The organism is Mesorhizobium monacense, assembly GCF_056781675.1.
On the sequence record NZ_CM165567.1, the window covers coordinates 2,589,684 to 2,606,027 of the forward strand.

Below are 16,344 nucleotides of genomic sequence, written 5' to 3' on the forward strand. Positions count from 1 at the left end.
ATTCGATTGCGTTTGGTAGCAGACTAAGGCGCGGTTAACCGCGGACGCGTTAGTTTCGTGGCGAACAGGCAAGCGGAGTTTTTGGGGCACATGGCGGGCGCAGGGTTGAGGCTGACGCACCTTGCCGCGCTGCTTGGCGCGCTGGCAGCGTCGGCGGTTACCGTCACGTCGCCGCAAGCGGCCTCGCGCGCCTGCCGCCAGCTCGAAGCACAGCTTGCGGCCATATCGAATGGTGGCGGCGGCAAGCCGGGCCTGATCCGCAAATATGATGACGCCATCACCCGCCAGCGCCAGCAACTGGCCAAGGCGCGCCGACAGGCGAGCAATGCCGGCTGCGGCTTCTCGCTGTTTTCCCGCAACGTCAGCGAATGCGCCGCACTCAACGCCACCATCGATCGCATGAATGCCAATCTCGACGCCTTGCAGTCAAAGCGCGAGCGGCTTGCCGGCGGCGGAACGCGACGCGACCGCAGCCGCATCCTGGCGGCGCTCGACGCCAATGGCTGTCGTGAGGACAAGATGGCGCCACGCCGCGCCCCGGTCCAGGAAGCGGCCCGCGAAAGCGGCAACGGAAACCTGTTCGACCAGCTTTTCGGCGGCAGCGGCCATCTCGACGCGCTCGAGCAGCCCGACTATCCGGACGAAGAGCGTGCGATAAGCCGGGTGATCAACCAGCCCGACGGCATGGACCTGCCTCGGCTGAGCGGCGAGTTCCGCACCATGTGCGTGCGCACCTGCGACGGCTATTTCTTCCCGATGTCGAATGCCGCCTCGCTCGGCGACTTCGAGCGCGACCAGAAGAACTGTGAGTCGAGTTGCCCGGGCACCGAGATGCAGGTTTTCTACACGCGCGGCATGGACGACGATTCAGGAGCGATGACATCGTCGGCGACTGGCAGGCGCTATAGCGAATTGCCGACGGCCTATCTCTATAAGTCCAACATATCGCGGCAGCCGGCCTGCGGCTGCAACGCGCAGGCCGGAAATTTCGACATCATCGCCGGCAATCCGCCGAGCCCAGAACAGTCCGCTCCCGATGCGGCGACCACGCCATTCGTTCCGATGCCGGGCGCCAAGCCGGATCCGGGCGCCGATCCCGAGACCCTCGCCAATGCCGAAGGCGGGCTCGACCGCGACACCATCAAGCGTATGGCCGAAAAGCCCGCCACATCGCCGGTGTCGGCACTGCCGCCGGATCAGCGCAAGGTCAGGGTCGTCGGGCCAACGTTCCTTCCCGACCCAGCAGGGGCAATAGATCTGCAAGCTCCGGCCCGGAAGGCTGTCCAGTAAGGGCGAGCCTGAGCGGCATGAACAGCGCCTTGCCCTTGCGGCCCGTCGCTTCCCTGATCTTTCCGGTCCAGTCCTTCCAGACGCTGCCGTTCCACGGCTCTTCCGGCAACAGGTCGAACGCCTCACGAAGGAAGTCGCGGTCCTCGCCGGAAAGCTCCGGCGGCTCCTGCGGCCCGTCGCCGAGGATGCGCCACCATTGAACCGCATCGGCCAGCCTGTCGAGATTGCCGCGCACGGCCAGCCAGAACGGCTCGGCCTTGTCGCCGGAAATGCCGAGCACGATCAGCCGGTCGCGCGCCTCGGAGAACGGCATATGGTGTATCAGCGCCCGATTGAGCACGAAAAGCTCGTCCGGATCGAACTTGGCTGCTGATTTCGAGGTTGCGGCTGGATCGAAATGCCCTGCAAGCTCGGTCAGGTCAGGCATGGTGGCGACATTTTCGGAGGTGCCGACCAGCACGGCCAGCGAGGCGACGGCCATCGGCTCGACGCCGTCCTCGCGCAGGCTTTCGATCGACAGGGCGCCGGTGCGCTTCGACAGCCCCTCGCCCGACGCCGTGGTCAGGAGATTGTGGTGGCCGAAAACCGGCGGCACGGCCTCCAGCGCCCGGAACAGGGCGATCTGCACGCCGGTGTTGGTGACATGGTCGTCGCCGCGGATGACGTGGGTGACGCCCATCTCGATGTCGTCGACCACGGAAGGCAACGTATAGAGATAGGTGCCGTCCTCGCGCATCAGCACCGGATCGGACAGCGACGCAAGATCAACGGTTTCCTCGCCGCGCACCAGATCGTTCCAGTGGATTTCGGTGCGCTCGGGCTGCAGCGGATCGCTGGTGAAATTCGGCAGGAGGAAGCGCCAGTGCGGCTTGCGGCCGTCCGACTGGTATTCGGCCAACTGTTCCGGCGTCAGCGTCAGCGCCTCCCGGCCATAGACCGGCGGCAGGCCGCGCGTGCGGCGCACCTTGCGGCGGAGATCGAGCTCTTCCGGCGTTTCGTAGCAGGCATAAAGCACACGCGCCGCCTTCAGCCTCTCTACCGCCGCATCGTAGATTTCGACGCGCCGCGACTGGTACTCGGTGACATCGGGGAAAATCCCCAGCCAGTGCAGGTCGTAAAGGATGGAGTCGGCGAACTCCTGCGTCGAGCGGGAGATATCGGTGTCGTCGAAGCGCTGGATGAAGCGGCCCTTGTTGTTCAAGGCGAACAGCCAGTTGAACAGCGCGGTGCGCGCGTTGCCGATATGGATGCGGCCGGTCGGCGATGGGGCAAAACGGACGGTAACTGTCATGAGCGGGGCGTAGCGGATGCTTTTCCGGTTGACAAGACGCGCCCCCGCGCGACGGGCAGACATAGAACATAGATTGCTAAATGAAAAGGCGTCGGCACCGCAGCCTCGCGCGCGGCTGCCGAAGCGAGGCACCATGATCGCAAAGGCCGGGCACACCGGGGTTTCAGCGGCGCATATCTGTCCCCGTTATCCACATGTGTGACACACAAGATATTGGGGTCATAAAAGCTACGCAAACGAATCCTTGACGGCGCAAAACGAGTCGCCTTTTATAGGCCATGCGCTCCTGTTGAGAGCGCGACCGGAATGTTCTGAGCCCGGTCTTTTTTCCCGGAATTTGTGCGTTTTGCCCGCATTTCCGCCCGTTACGAGGCCGGCGGAAGCGTTGGGGTTGATGGGGCCAGGGGTGGCGAAAAGGGAGAATTGTCGGACTGGAAAAAATACTCTGTTAACACTATATTTAGTGTTTGCAGGCAGGTTCGACGCTAGATAATGTGAAATTCCTCGATCGGGGGAATCGAGCAAAAAGTTTCAGATTTGAGGACCCGCAGGGGTTCGCCAGCGGGTTGGACAGGTGCTTCGCAAGGAGACTGGCCAGCAAGACGGGCGGAAGCTGCGAAAGGAGATGCTGGCGTTGTCAAGACGTCGGCCAACGGCGGACTGCGCGTTTCGCTTTGGGGGCAGAAATCCCTGGGGAAAAGCGCTATATATAGACAAAAGGGATAGGACCAATGCGCATCGAGCGTCGCTTCACCAAGCCAGGACAATCCGCCTATGCGGAGATCGAATTCCGCAAGGCGCTTTCCGAGATCAAGAATCCGGATGGCTCGGTGGTGTTCCGCTTGGACAACATCGATGTTCCGGCGCAGTTTTCCCAGGTCGCCGCCGACATCCTGGCGCAGAAGTATTTCCGCAAGGCCGGGGTGCCTGCGCGCCTGAAGAAGGTCGAGGAGAACGACGTTCCCTCCTTCCTGTGGCGCTCCGTCGCCGACGAGGCGGAACTGGCCAAGCTGCCCGAGGCCGAACGGCACGGTTCCGAGATCGACGCCCGCCAGGTCTTCGACCGGTTGGCCGGCACCTGGACCTATTGGGGCTGGAAGGGCGGCTACTTCAAGTCCGAGGAAGACGCCCGCACCTTCCGCGACGAGCTTGCCTATATGCTGGCCACCCAGCGCGTGGCGCCGAATTCGCCGCAATGGTTCAACACCGGCCTGCACTGGGCCTATGGCATCGACGGCCCGAGCCAGGGCCACTTCTATGTCGACCCGTTCACCGGCAAGCTGACCAAGTCGAAGTCCTCCTACGAGCATCCGCAGCCGCATGCCTGCTTCATCCAGGGCGTGCAGGACGATCTCGTCAACGAAGGCGGCATCATGGACCTGTGGGTGCGTGAAGCGCGCCTTTTCAAATACGGTTCGGGCACCGGCTCCAACTTCTCGTTCCTGCGCGGCGAAGGCGAAAAACTGTCCGGCGGCGGCCGCTCGTCCGGCCTGATGAGCTTCCTCAAGATCGGCGACCGCGCGGCGGGCGCCATCAAGTCGGGCGGCACGACGCGCCGTGCCGCCAAGATGGTCATCGTCGACGCCGACCACCCCGATATCGAGGAATTCATCGACTGGAAGGTCAATGAAGAGCAGAAGGTCGCCTCGCTGGTCACCGGCTCCAAGATCGTCAAGAAGCACCTCGAAGCGATCATGAAGGCCTGCGTCAACTGCGAAGGCCATGACGACGACTGCTTCGATCCGGCGATCAACACCGCGCTGAAGCGCGAGATCAAGCTGGCCAAGAAGGACGCGGTGCCGGAGAACTACATCTACCGGGTCATCCAGTTCGCCAAGCAGGGCTACACCTCGATGTCGTTCAAGACCTACGACACCGACTGGGATTCGGACGCCTACCTCACCGTCTCCGGCCAGAACTCCAACAACTCGGTGTCGCTGAAGGATAATTTCCTGCGCGCCGTCGAGCAGGATGGCGACTGGCAGTTGACCGCCCGCAAGGACGGCAAGGTGCTGAAGACGCTGAAGGCCAGGGAGCTCTGGGAAAAGATCGGCTATGCCGCCTGGGCTTCGGCCGATCCGGGCCTGCACTTCAACACGACGATGAACGACTGGCACACCTGCGCCTCGGCCGGTGCGATCCGGGCCTCCAACCCGTGCTCGGAATACATGTTCCTCGACGACACGGCCTGTAACCTCGCCTCGATCAACCTGCTGCCCTACCGCAATGCCGACGGCACGATCGACATCGCCGCCTACGAGCACACGGTGCGGCTGTGGACCATCGTGCTGGAAATCTCCGTCATGATGGCGCAGTTTCCGTCGAAAGAGATCGCCAAGCTCTCCTACGAATACCGCACGCTCGGCCTCGGCTACGCCAATATCGGCGGCCTGCTGATGACCTCGGGCATCCCCTACAACTCGGACGAGGGTCGCGCCATCTGCGCAGCACTCACCGCGATCATGACCGGTACGGCCTATGCCACCTCGGCCGAGATGGCGGCCGAGCTTGGCGCCTTCCCCGACTATGACCGCAACGCGCAGAACATGCTGCGCGTCATGCGCAACCATCGCCGTGCTGCTTACGGAGACAAAGACGGCTACGAGAAGCTGGCGGTCAACCCGGTGCCGCTGGTCGCCTCCGACCTCAAGCAGCAGGCGCTTGCCGAGCACGCCAAGGCCGCCTGGGACCGCGCCATCGAGCTCGGCGAGGAGCATGGCTACCGCAATGCGCAGGCAACGGTGATCGCGCCGACCGGCACGATCGGCCTGGTCATGGATTGCGACACCACCGGCATCGAGCCCGACTTCGCGCTGGTGAAGTTCAAGAAGCTCGCCGGCGGCGGCTACTTCAAGATCATCAACCGCGCCGTGCCAGAAGCGCTGCGGACGCTGGGCTACTCGGAGAGCCAGATCGCCGAGATCGAGGCCTATGCGGTCGGCCACGGCAACCTCAACCAGGCGCCCGGGATCAACCCCGGCTCGCTCAAGGCCAAGGGTTTTTCGGACGACAAGATCGCAGCACTCAACGCCGCGCTGAAGTCGGCCTTCGACATCAAGTTCGTCTTCAACCAGTGGACGCTGGGCGCCGATTGGGTGAAGGAGACCTTTGGTTTCACCGATGAGCAGCTTAACGACTTCTCGTTCGAGATCCTGCCGGCACTGGGCTTTTCGAAGAAGGACATCGAAGCCGCCAACATCCATGTCTGCGGGGCGATGACGCTGGAAGGCGCGCCGTTCCTCAAGGCCGAGCACCTGGCGGTGTTCGACTGCGCCAGCCCGTGCGGCAAGATCGGCAAGCGTTCGCTATCGATCAACAGCCACATCCTGATGATGGCGGCGGCACAGCCCTTCATCTCGGGCGCCATCTCCAAGACCATCAACATGCCGAACGAAGCGACGGTGGAAGACGCCAAGGGCGCCTACATGCTGTCGTGGAAGCTGGCGCTGAAGGCCAACGCGCTCTACCGCGACGGCTCGAAATTGTCGCAGCCGCTCAATTCCTCGCTGCTCGCCGATGGCGAGGAGGACGAGGACGATGCGGTCGAGCAACTGATCCAGGCCCCGGCTGCGGCGCGTGCGGCGCAGATCACCGAGCGGATCGTCGAGCGCATCATCGAGCGCGTCTCGCGCGAGCAGGAAAAGCTGCCCGGCCGCCGCAAGGGCTACACCCAGAAGGCCAAGATCGGCGGCAACACCATCTTTCTGCGCACCGGCGAATATGACGACGGCCGTCTCGGCGAGATCTTCATCGACATGAACAAGGAAGGGGCCACGCTGCGCGGCCTTCTCAACAACTTCGCCATCGCCATCTCGCTCGGCCTGCAGTACGGCGTGCCGCTCGACGAATATGTGCACGCCTTCACCTTCACCAAGTTCGAGCCGGCCGGCATGGTGCAGGGCAACGACGCCATCAAGAGCGCGACGTCGATCCTCGACTACGTGTTCCGCGAGCTGGCGATTTCCTATCTCGGCCGCAACGACCTCGCCCATGTCGACCAGTCCGACTTCTCCAACACCGCGCTTGGCCGCGGCATCAGCGAAGGCAAGACCGACGCCGTCTCCAAGGGCCTGACCCGCGGCTCGCCGGTGAAGCTGGTGTCGCGGGCGATCGGCAACGAGCCGAAAGGGTTCGGGGGTTCAAGTCCCTCTCCCGCTACCACCCCTGCCCGCTCGGCACCGTCGGCCTTCTCGGGCTCCAACGTGCTGGCACTGTCGTCGGCTACGGCAACGGCGCTGAAGACCGACCAGGCGACCGGCTACAAGCGCGACTATGAGGAGCGGGCGAAGGAACTGGCCGAGGACATCGCCTTCGAAGAGGCGGTGGATGCGGCTTCCAGTACCGCCGACGCCACCGCGGCGCTGTTCACCGACGCGGCAGCCAACGAAGCAGCCGAGGCGAAGAAACTCGCCGCCGACCGCCGCGCCAAATCGCTGCTGCAGGGCTACACCGGCAATTCCTGCTCCGAGTGCCAGAATTTTACGATGGTGCGGAACGGGACTTGTGAGAAGTGCGACACCTGCGGTGCTACGAGCGGGTGCAGCTGAGAACTGATGCCGCCTCGGCTTACTATCGGTGCGCGCATAGTTTGGTAACATTTCCAGCTAAACCGCCTCGAAAGACACAACAGTACGCCTCAACATGCTTTCCGCCGTTCCGAGGGGCGAGCGATCAATAAGGAGGGCAAAGAGGATTGTCCTTCTGCAGCCGAGAATGTCTGCAAACGCAGCAAGGTGTGCCGTCCCAATCAGTAGGGGATCCGGGCGGGTAGTGCCCATCCGAACTCCTAGGCCCTTACCCTGACGAGGAAATAAAGATTCCGGGCGCCTCGGCGCCCGGCAAATGATTCTTGGGAGCGAAACGAAATTCAAAGGGGGCCGGATTGGCTTTTCTGACCGAGGACCAAGTTAGGCGCCGCGCCCAGAGCCGGGCGCAACGCCAGGGCATGACCGTGGAGAAAGCCTTGAACTCCGTCGCGAGGGCCGACAAGAGCAGCTACGACGTGTTCTTGTCGCAGACCATCAGGGATCGAGAACTTGTGTTGGGGGTCTACGCAATTCTGACGGAAGACCTCGGTCTGACTGTTTTCTGTGATTGGATCGACTCACCTGACACTGATCGCGCAAACATCACACCCGAGAATGCGCACTACGTTCGCGAGAAAATGAAGCACAGCGATTCACTCCTTTTTCTGGACACCCAGAACGCTGACCAGTCGAAATGGATGTGCTGGGAACTGGGATGGTTCGATGCCGCCAAGGGCAAGGTGGGCGTCCTTCCCGTTGTTCGGAGCGTGAATGATCCCTACCGCGGTCGCGAGTTCCTTGGTCTTTACCCGGTAGTAGAGATCGACGCGATGCAGAAGCTGAAGGTCTCGGCGACACCAGAACTCTTGCGGCGGATCATGACACCCGGGCAGGTCTACGGGCTCGCAACTTCATTTCCGCTCAAATTCTGGGCCACCGCGTCGCGCGATCCTTTGTCCTACCTACGATAGGAGCACCAATGGCATACCGCACATTTTTCAGCTTCCACTATCAGCGCGACATTTGGCGAGTGAACATCGTTCGCAATAGCAACATCATCGACGGCGCGGCCGCCGCCGGGTGGCACGATGCCTCCCTCTGGGAAGAGGCCAAACGTCAAGGCGATACCGCGATCAAGCGCCTGATCGACAAGGGTTTGGAACGAACCAGCGTTACGGTTGTGTGCATTGGGGCCCAGACGGCATCCCGGAAATATGTTGCCTATGAGATCGAGCAGTCCGCACTTCGTCGCAATCTGCTTTTGGGTGTTCGCATTCACCATCTCCGTGACCAGTTCGGCTCGGTAGACAGTCCCGGTTTCGTCCCTGCACTGCTCACCAGCTACCGCGCCCCTGTCATTGATTTCACGACATCCGATGAACTTGGGCGGCGAATCGAACGGCTGATGACGGCGCGCGTCTAGTCAGGAAGAAGTCTCGCCTGATGCGCCACGAGAAATTCATCGAGGAATACGTTCAGGCCCTGCACCATGAAAACGCGGGGCTGTTTGTCGGAGCCGGCCTATCGACAGGTGCGGGCTATCCGAGCTGGAAAGACCTCGTGCAAGAGTTGGCGGAGGAGATCGGCCTTGACGTGAACCAGGAAACCGATCTTCCGGGAGTGGTGCAATATTTTCTGAACAGCGCGGGGAGAAAGCGCACCCGGCTTGCTAGCCTGATCTCAAAGGAGATCGGCATTGACAAGCCAATCCCCGAAATCCTTCACACGCTAGCCCGTCTCCCATTGAAACACATCTGGACCACGAATTACGACGAGCTTCTCGAACGAGCGTGGCGGGAGCAACGGCTTTTCCTCGAGGTGAATACGGCGAAGCAGAATCTCGTTATCAACAACCCTGCCGCACACGCGCAGCTGTACAAAATGCACGGTACGGTGGGAAATCCGTCTGATGTCGTGATTGCCAAAGGGGACTATGAAGGCTACCGCCGTGAGCGCGGCGAGTTCCTGAACCTGCTGCACAGCCACCTTGTTTCCCGGCGCATGCTGTTCCTTGGCTTTTCGTTCACGGACCCGAATCTCTCCCAGTTGTTCACTCTTATCCGGGACTCATTCGGCGATATGCCACCTGAGCACTATGCGGTCGTCAGGCGTCCGCAACAGGGAGACTTCGAAGGTCGCGGTGCCAAGGCGCGTTTCGCGTATGCAGATCGCCGACACAAGCTGTGGGTCAAGGACCTGGAAAACTACGGTATCCAATGCATCGAAGTCGATGCTTGGGCAGAGTTGGATGAGCTAATGAAAGCTGTCGAGCAGAGGCTCGCCGCGGCAAGCGTGATGGTATCCGGCAGCTACCCTGAGGTACTTCCCGAAGGAGAACCCGACTATCGGAGAAAGATCGAGGCGGTGGCTCAAGGCGTGGGCAAATTTCTGATCCACGAGAACTACCGCATTGTGTCGGGATTCGGCCTCGTTGTCGGCAGTGCGACCCTGTCAGGCGCGCTCGATGAACTCTATCGTGATGTCGCTCCGAATCTTGAGCGTCGGCTTTTCCTCCGGCCCTTCCCGCAGCTCATTCCGCCCGGACAGGATCGGCAAGAATTCTACCGTCGCTACCGGGAAGATCTCGTCCGCCAAGCGGGAGCTTGCGTCTTCATATGCGGCGCCAAAATTGACGGTGACTCCGTTGTCGTTGCCGACGGGGTGGTCGCCGAGTACGACATACTGAAAGCGTTGGGACGAACGCCCATCCCAATCGGCGCTACAGGCGGTGCGGCCCGGAAAATATGGGAAGTCGTCAACACCGACTTTGCTGGTGTCTTCGGCACCATGCCAAGGCGTTCATTCGACATTCTCAATGATGCAAACGCGACACCCGAGCAGCTTATTAAAGCGGTTGGGGACATATTGAAATGGACCAAGAAAAACGGAAGTGTGATCTGAAAAATCTGAACAGACACGACGTTTCGTATCCAGCGTCAGATTGTCGGCGATCAACAACTCGACGGAACATTTTCCCGGTGCCGAGGTCGAGCAGGTGGTAATGACCGAGGATGTGAACGGAGACGAAGTCCCCCCTCTGGACGAGGCTGTCTATTCAGCTGCCTTCTCCGGCTCCGCGATCGGCTTATCCAAGGGGGCCTCTTCGATATCGATGAGGCCCTCTGCGTGCAGTGTAGCGATGGCCAGAACCATCATCTTCTCCTCGTCTTCCGAGGCCCTGCCAAGGCCGATGGCATCATGGATCTCACTCGTAAGACGACCCATCAGCACGATGTAGCAGACATGCAGTGAATAGAGGTTTCGGGCCAGGTCTCGGTGATAGATCGGGAATGCCGACGGCCCCCGAAGTTCTCCGCGCTCCATCTCGACGATGTCGTGGAGCAGCTGAGACTGGGATACGTGCGCCGCCCCGCTGAGATCGCCGTAGACCTTGCCCATGTTCTTCAGAACGCCGATCGTGGCGTGCGGCGTCTTCCCTTCTTTACGGCGACCTATCCCCAGCTCCTGGACAGCTGAAATGATCTCGTGCTCCTGCCGCAGCAGGGTAGCCGCTTGGACATAGAGACCCTCGGCGATCGCTTCCTCGCAGAGATGTATGCCCTGCATAAAATGCGACAGCAGGTTGATCTGCTGGCTCGCGTTCGGATCTTCATCAATCTTTTTACCGGAGCTTCGCGAAACGAGATTCATGAACGCACTGCAGGCGAATGCGTGCGCTTCCGTCAACTTAATGTCGTTTTCCTTGAAAGTTCCTCTGTTGACGTTTCTCCTCTCCATGTGCCGGCCGCCCACGATCGACACTGGAATGAGAGCTTTCTCACCCCAATTGCTGAGAGCTCCGACCATGTCGTCGCCAAATTTCAGCTCACGCTTCTTTTCCATGCCACTGTACTTTCGCCTTCGCCTGTTGAGCCAACACGGTGGGGAGATCCTTCCCGCTGGTGTAGAGAGCCGACCTTGTGTGGATCTGGAACTCGCCGTCACGGGCATAGAGCTGCTTCGTGGCATTCTTTGCGATGCTCGTATTCATGTCGGCCACCTGGTCGCAGCCGAAATTCCGGTTCGGCGGCTGTTTGACGAATAAACCAATGAGCGCGAGCTCTGGCGCGATCGGAAATATGACAATCGTGCCAGGCACTCCAAACCCGGGAGAGTATGGCCCCCTATCCTGTCCATCAGCCCAAGCCAGGACGACAGGGTCGTCGCAGGTCATGAAGGTGGTTCCTGGCGGCGCCGAACCGAATGACCAGCTTCTGCGAGCCAGTTGTTCGACGACCGTCGGAACCGAGTCGAGCTCCAAGCCTATGAGGTAGGTCCGATCGATCGCGATGTTGTATTCGCCGCGCTCGATGAATTCCTTCATGTCCTCGTAGCTGATGTCATCTCGGATTGGTGCGCCCTTTTCCCGAGCATCTCTGATTGAGTCGTGATAGCGATCCTTATCCCTAATCGTCATCCGCATCATGCCATTCGCAACCTTCACATGAAGGTCTTCGATCATCGAACGGAAACGAGGATTGCGGACGGCCATATTCCCCATCAGCATCATGACCGACGAAAAATGAGCTTCGGAGGGAAAGCTCTTCGTGGCGATTACTTCCTCGAGAAGCGGTGCGATCTCGCTCTCGATCTCGGCCATGCCGTCTTCGACGTGATTGGGGTCAAAACCCTCGACGTCGATCCGGAAAAAGTTCCGTCGTGCTCCGATGTTTCTGACCAGCGTTCGGAACGACTTCTTCGTCGACTGGTCGAAGACGAAAACCTGGGACTTCCGTCGGTCTACCGCATCGCTGAAGCCCCTTAGATAAAACTGCGGAATGAAGTGGTGATTGACGGTGTCTGACATTACTTTCCGCAGTGTTTGCAGACCTTCGAAGGTCTTACTTGGTCGATAACGGTCGATATCGCGCCGAGAACCTGCACGACGAAGGGCTCTGGTTCTTTATGGCTGGTGACGTCCATCGCAGCCCAGATGAGGCCGAGCGTCAGGAGTGTGTGCTCACGAAGTCCGTCGTCCAGTTGCTGGCGCGACAGAGCGGGTCCGCCGTCATCACCAGCATAAAGTGCTTTATCCCGAAAGCTCGCTCTTTCGCGAACGCGTTCAACCATGGCTGCTCGGTCCGGAAACCAACTTCTAAAGGCATCGAAAGCAGCCTCTGAGGACGGGTCCTCACCATCTTCATTGAACGAGAAAAGCCGGAGCCGCAGCGGATAGACCGTCTCTTCGCCTCCGATCCTGATCCTTGCCAGGACGTCATCCGCAGCAGGGTTGTGAGCTACCACCAGCTTCAACTCTTCCGCATGACCCGAAATGATCTGAGCGTAAGCTGATACCACCGCCTTCTGCGCATGGTCATGGATATTCACTTTCCCGGCCAGCTTCCGGTAGCCATGCATTTTCGCGGAAGTGATGAACGCCGCGACCGCCTCTTCGGTGGCGTGTGTCGCGCAGAAGTAGGCGATGGTACTCGAAATTTCGGCGTCAGCGATCTTTTGCGCCCGAACCAGGTGGTTCCGAGCGTTCACCGCACACGACAAGGCCCGGCCTGAGAGTTGCTCATTGGCCCGCCTGTAAACCCAATCCGCTACCGGATGGTCGATTAACGCCTTAACGACCATCAATTCTCTCCCGGTTTGGAGTGCCCGATTTGCGGTTCGTCATCATTCTCACGAGTATGCAGAAGAAGCTGATGCCGAACGATATTCGCAAGATAGAAAAGCATGGGGAGTGGTTGCTTTTTAGGAGGCGGCCGAAATGCCTAGAACTTCCGAAATGGTCGACACCGGAGCGGCAGCTAACCGCAAAACGCCGACTGAAACCGGACTCCCGGCCCAACAATGGTCGGGGGTAGGCCGGGGCAGCCCGCAAAGCCTGAATAGCAATCAGTCTGCCCGCAGCGCACGGTCTCTTCCTTGAGCGAGCCGACAGGTAAAGGCCGAAGGAGTTCGCCTTCGGCCTTGGTTAGATGGATCCACTCTGGCCAATCCTGCGGCTTCAGGACCACTATCTGACGATCTTGAGACAGCCCGATGTCCGGATCCCGTTCCGTCGTCAGCATAGTGAAGTCGGGCGGCTCACCGTCCGCACCGTCCCGCCAGATTCCGGCGATGCACATGAGGGTTGGTCGGTCAGCAGCGTCTTAGATGCGCCCAGACTGGCGGAAACGGATTCGTGTTCAGCGCCCTCGTGCTGTTCATCGAACGCCTTCAACAGGGCCAAGGACTCCGCAAATGGCATGGGCCCGTTAACTACTGGAATCTCGACTATGGCGATTGCCACCCTCCGGTGGCGGTCTTCCAGATAGGCTTCTTCGCGTAATTTCATTCGCGCGCGAACTTCCGCCATTAACTGCCGCGCGTTGCTCATCTGCTGCCATGTCCCATATCGTGATCGTCAAGCATATTGAGCATGGAAAGATGAACACCCGGTTCCGGGGCGGCCGTTGCTGAGTCAGTCTGCCTTGACTGTTCGTCCGTATGGCCAATGAAGCGGATTTAAGAGAAAACCAATGACCTGCCGGTAAGCGTCGTTCCGAAAGGAACCCGCTTGCCTCACACCACCTACGCCATCGGCGACGTTCACGGCCGTGCTGACCTCCTCAAGCCACTTCTTGCCGCCATTGTCGCGGACGCATCTGCGTCCGGAGCCGAACCTCGAGTGCTGTTCCTCGGCGATATCGTCGACCGCGGCCCTTGCAGCCGCGAAGCGATGGATCTCGTCTGCGACACCCTCGCTCGGTGGCCACTGTCACGGCTGATCCGGGGCAACCACGACGCCTATTTCCTGGACTTCATGACCACCGACCAGGTTGACGAGGAGAGGTTCGGGAGATGGCTGATGCGGATCGGCGGTTACCAGACGATGGCGTCCTATGGCCTCCTGTCCGTTGGCAACATCCGGGATGCAGCGAGGATGTTTCGCACCAACTATCCGCATCACCTGCAAGCGCTGACGGATGCTTCACCGATCGTCGTCGACGATCGCTTCGCTTATGTTCATGCAGGAATCGATCCTTCCCGTTCCATCGGAGACCAGGCTCCAAGGGACTTGATGATGATCCGGGACAGGTTCCTCGATCATGAGGGGCAGCTGTCGCACATCATCGTGCACGGCCACACCCCGACGTCGGACAGCATACCGGACTCGAGGCCATACCGGATCGCCATAGACACGGGTGCCTATGCCTCTGGCCGGCTGACCTGTCTGGCGATATCCGCCGATGAACGGAACCTTCACTTCCTGTTTGCTACGGCTTCGGGCGCAAGCATCGAGGTCACGTTGGGCAGGCAGACGAATGACCGATTTTATCCGGCTGAAAGCGAAATATCCGGACCTCATTCCGACTACGATGACATTCCAGTGCGGTGTCGGCTGGGAACGGGTTCTGGATCAATATTTCGGTGAGATAGCCCAGGCATTGCCTGTGGGCACTCGACTGAACCTCGATCGGGTTTTTGAGAAGTACGGGAGCTTGAGGATCGACGCTACGGCAGCGGGCATTGTCACCCCCGAGATTAGGCTTGCGCTGGACAAGGCAGAGGTACTCGCAGATTCGCGCTCCTACCGATTTTGCGAGTCTTGCGGCAAGCCGGGAAGCCTTCGCGACAAGCGAATGTTATACGTCGCATGTGAAGACCATGCTGACGGAGCAGCGGCCCTGCCGCCAGACGAGGGCGGGGTCAGACTGGACGGAGTTGCCTACGAGTACGATGAAGAGGCCGACGATCTGGTCATCGTCAAGGTGGAGCGCGAAGGCGACTAGGGCCATTCGGACTGTTGGCATCGCCCCGAGAGCATTCGGCCTTCGGCCCGCCTGCAATGCGACCGACAAATTAAATACTGTTCGAAGGTTCCCCATCGATCGTCTGTAGCCGGCGCTGACGGGATGACTTGCACCATTCGATGATTTCCCTGATGCTCCTGCGCGGGGGACCAGATTATGCAGCTACCAGAGCGCCTGTTGTTCGTTGATGTAGAGACGACAGGGTTTTTCAGCTCCGATCGTGTCGTAAGCCTCGGTCTAGTGCAGCTTAAAACGGCCTCGTTACCTTCCGGAAAACTCGATCTACAGCTGGGGCACTATATCTTCGATCCCGGCAGGAAAAGTCATCCTCGCGCCGAGGAGGTTCACGGTTATTCCGATTGGCTTCTGAGGCATCAGGATCCCTTCGACATGCACGCTGCCGACATTAGGCGGCTATTTGAGGAGAGCGGAATGATCGCTGCTCACAATGCCAGTTTTGATCAACGTTTTGTCGAAGCCGAATTTGAGCTTGCCGGAGCACCGCTCTCTAGACGACCATTCTTCTGCACCATGCAGGATTTTCGCCAGAAGATCGGCGGACGCTCCGGCCTCAACGCCGTGTTGGCCCAAATCGGCCTAGCTCGGACGGACAAGACGCATGGAGCGTTTGAGGACGCATGGATGGCCATGGAGGTCTTCCTGTGGCTCCAGGGTCTTCCCCGGCCATTCGCCGGCGCAATGCCAGCCTATATACCAACAAACCTCAGAGAAGCCCCTCCCTTGCCAGATGGTGCCCTGCCGCGCCGCAAGCGAAGAATGGCACCAACACCTAGTGCGACAATCATACTGGAGAAGCCAATCCCTGCTCCGGACATTTCAGTCGAGATCGGATCGAAGCTGATGACCGCCACGCGCGCGACAGCCGTATTGATGATGTGGATCGCAAGATCGGATGGGATCGTCGATTCGGAGATCGATGCACTTGCGGCCATGGTTGGCGCGACAATGGACCGGCTGGCGATTCCTCCCAATCCTATCCTTCAGAATGACACAGCCGCGGCGCTTTCCGAGATTGAGCCGTCCCCGGAGATGGTTGACGTTGCAGCCAGGCAGATTGTCGGCGACGCGTCGGCGTTTGACAGCCTCGGGTATTGGCTGAAGCTCGTAACCTATGCGGACGGAAAAGGTACAGAGTATGAGAGGCTGGCTATCGCCCGGATTACCGAAGCCTTCTTGAGGGCTAGGCGCTGAAGGCCTGCGTCTTGGGAGCAGAAGGGCACATGCCAGGAAAACAGCGCGAGCGTTATTGCTTTGATCGAGCCCGCAGGGAAACGGGCCTACAGTAGCAGTAAAGGCCGTCAACGTACCGGCGAGAAGTTCGCCTCGCTAAGTGCCAACGAATTATGCTGCCAAAGTGCAGCCGACATCGCCGGAGGTGCAGGTGTGTCCGCCCCATTTGACGGTTGACAATTTCCACGGCGACCGCGCGATCGCCCTCGTCCCGGCCAGAATCCATGACCTCGACGAATAA

At 60.0% G+C, this 16,344-nt stretch carries 13 protein-coding genes; 8 read left to right on the top strand and 5 right to left on the bottom strand.

Annotated features, from left to right (window positions below):
• The first annotated feature begins 90 nt into the window (after nucleotides 1–90).
• Nucleotides 91–1,290, top strand: coding sequence for a DUF2865 domain-containing protein (locus AC1RUK_RS12500; protein ID WP_481835384.1), 1,200 nt, complete (start codon nucleotides 91–93; stop codon nucleotides 1,288–1,290).
• Here AC1RUK_RS12500 and AC1RUK_RS12505 read toward each other — a convergent pair.
• On the bottom strand, nucleotides 1,208–2,581 hold the full coding sequence (locus AC1RUK_RS12505) for a glutamate--tRNA ligase (protein ID WP_481835383.1): 1,374 nt from the start codon (nucleotides 2,579–2,581) through the stop codon (nucleotides 1,208–1,210). The genes AC1RUK_RS12500 and AC1RUK_RS12505 overlap by 83 nt on opposite strands.
• Before the next feature lie 731 nt (nucleotides 2,582–3,312).
• On the opposite strand from AC1RUK_RS12505, the gene AC1RUK_RS12510 reads away from it, so the two are divergent.
• The 4 genes from AC1RUK_RS12510 (at nucleotide 3,313) to AC1RUK_RS12525 (ending at nucleotide 10,008) form a co-directional block, all read left to right on the top strand.
• Nucleotides 3,313–7,128, top strand: coding sequence for a vitamin B12-dependent ribonucleotide reductase (locus tag AC1RUK_RS12510; RefSeq protein ID WP_481840256.1), 3,816 nt, complete (start codon nucleotides 3,313–3,315; stop codon nucleotides 7,126–7,128).
• Nucleotides 7,129–7,463: 335 nt separating this feature from the next.
• A complete protein-coding gene (locus AC1RUK_RS12515; protein WP_481835381.1) occupies nucleotides 7,464–8,078 on the top strand; it encodes a hypothetical protein in 615 nt (204 codons plus the stop codon).
• An 8-nt stretch (nucleotides 8,079–8,086) separates the two neighbouring features.
• Nucleotides 8,087–8,530, top strand: coding sequence for a TIR domain-containing protein (locus AC1RUK_RS12520; RefSeq protein WP_140584156.1), 444 nt, complete (start codon nucleotides 8,087–8,089; stop codon nucleotides 8,528–8,530).
• A 20-nt stretch (nucleotides 8,531–8,550) separates the two neighbouring features.
• Nucleotides 8,551–10,008 (top strand): SIR2 family protein, encoded by a 1,458-nt coding sequence (locus tag AC1RUK_RS12525; protein WP_481835380.1) that lies wholly within the window; start codon nucleotides 8,551–8,553, stop codon nucleotides 10,006–10,008.
• 150 nt (nucleotides 10,009–10,158) lie between these two features.
• On the opposite strand, the gene AC1RUK_RS12530 is transcribed toward AC1RUK_RS12525, so the two are convergent.
• The 4 genes from AC1RUK_RS12530 to AC1RUK_RS12545 form a co-directional block, all read right to left on the bottom strand.
• On the bottom strand, nucleotides 10,159–10,950 hold the full coding sequence (locus tag AC1RUK_RS12530) for a hypothetical protein (protein WP_140584153.1): 792 nt from the start codon (nucleotides 10,948–10,950) through the stop codon (nucleotides 10,159–10,161).
• Entirely contained in the window at nucleotides 10,934–11,914 is a 981-nt protein-coding gene (locus tag AC1RUK_RS12535) for a DUF4238 domain-containing protein (protein WP_481835379.1), read from the bottom strand. The genes AC1RUK_RS12530 and AC1RUK_RS12535 overlap by 17 nt, the downstream gene beginning before the upstream one ends.
• Entirely contained in the window at nucleotides 11,914–12,687 is a 774-nt protein-coding gene (locus AC1RUK_RS12540) for a hypothetical protein (protein WP_481835378.1), read from the bottom strand. The genes AC1RUK_RS12535 and AC1RUK_RS12540 overlap by 1 nt, the downstream gene beginning before the upstream one ends.
• Nucleotides 12,688–13,120: 433 nt before the next feature.
• Nucleotides 13,121–13,435: a hypothetical protein gene (locus tag AC1RUK_RS12545; protein WP_481835377.1), complete on the bottom strand. Its 315-nt coding sequence runs from the start codon at nucleotides 13,433–13,435 to the stop codon at nucleotides 13,121–13,123.
• Nucleotides 13,436–13,615: 180 nt separating this feature from the next.
• Here AC1RUK_RS12545 and AC1RUK_RS12550 point away from each other — a divergent pair, with 180 nt between their 5' ends.
• The 3 genes from AC1RUK_RS12550 (at nucleotide 13,616) to AC1RUK_RS12560 (ending at nucleotide 16,064) form a co-directional block, all read left to right on the top strand.
• Entirely contained in the window at nucleotides 13,616–14,473 is an 858-nt protein-coding gene (locus AC1RUK_RS12550; protein WP_481835376.1) for a metallophosphoesterase, read from the top strand.
• Between the two features lie 208 nt (nucleotides 14,474–14,681).
• Entirely contained in the window at nucleotides 14,682–14,831 is a 150-nt protein-coding gene (locus tag AC1RUK_RS12555; protein WP_481835375.1) for a hypothetical protein, read from the top strand.
• 177 nt (nucleotides 14,832–15,008) lie between these two features.
• A complete protein-coding gene (locus AC1RUK_RS12560) occupies nucleotides 15,009–16,064 on the top strand; it encodes a 3'-5' exonuclease (RefSeq protein ID WP_481835374.1) in 1,056 nt (351 codons plus the stop codon).
• Nucleotides 16,065–16,344: the final 280 nt, after the last annotated feature.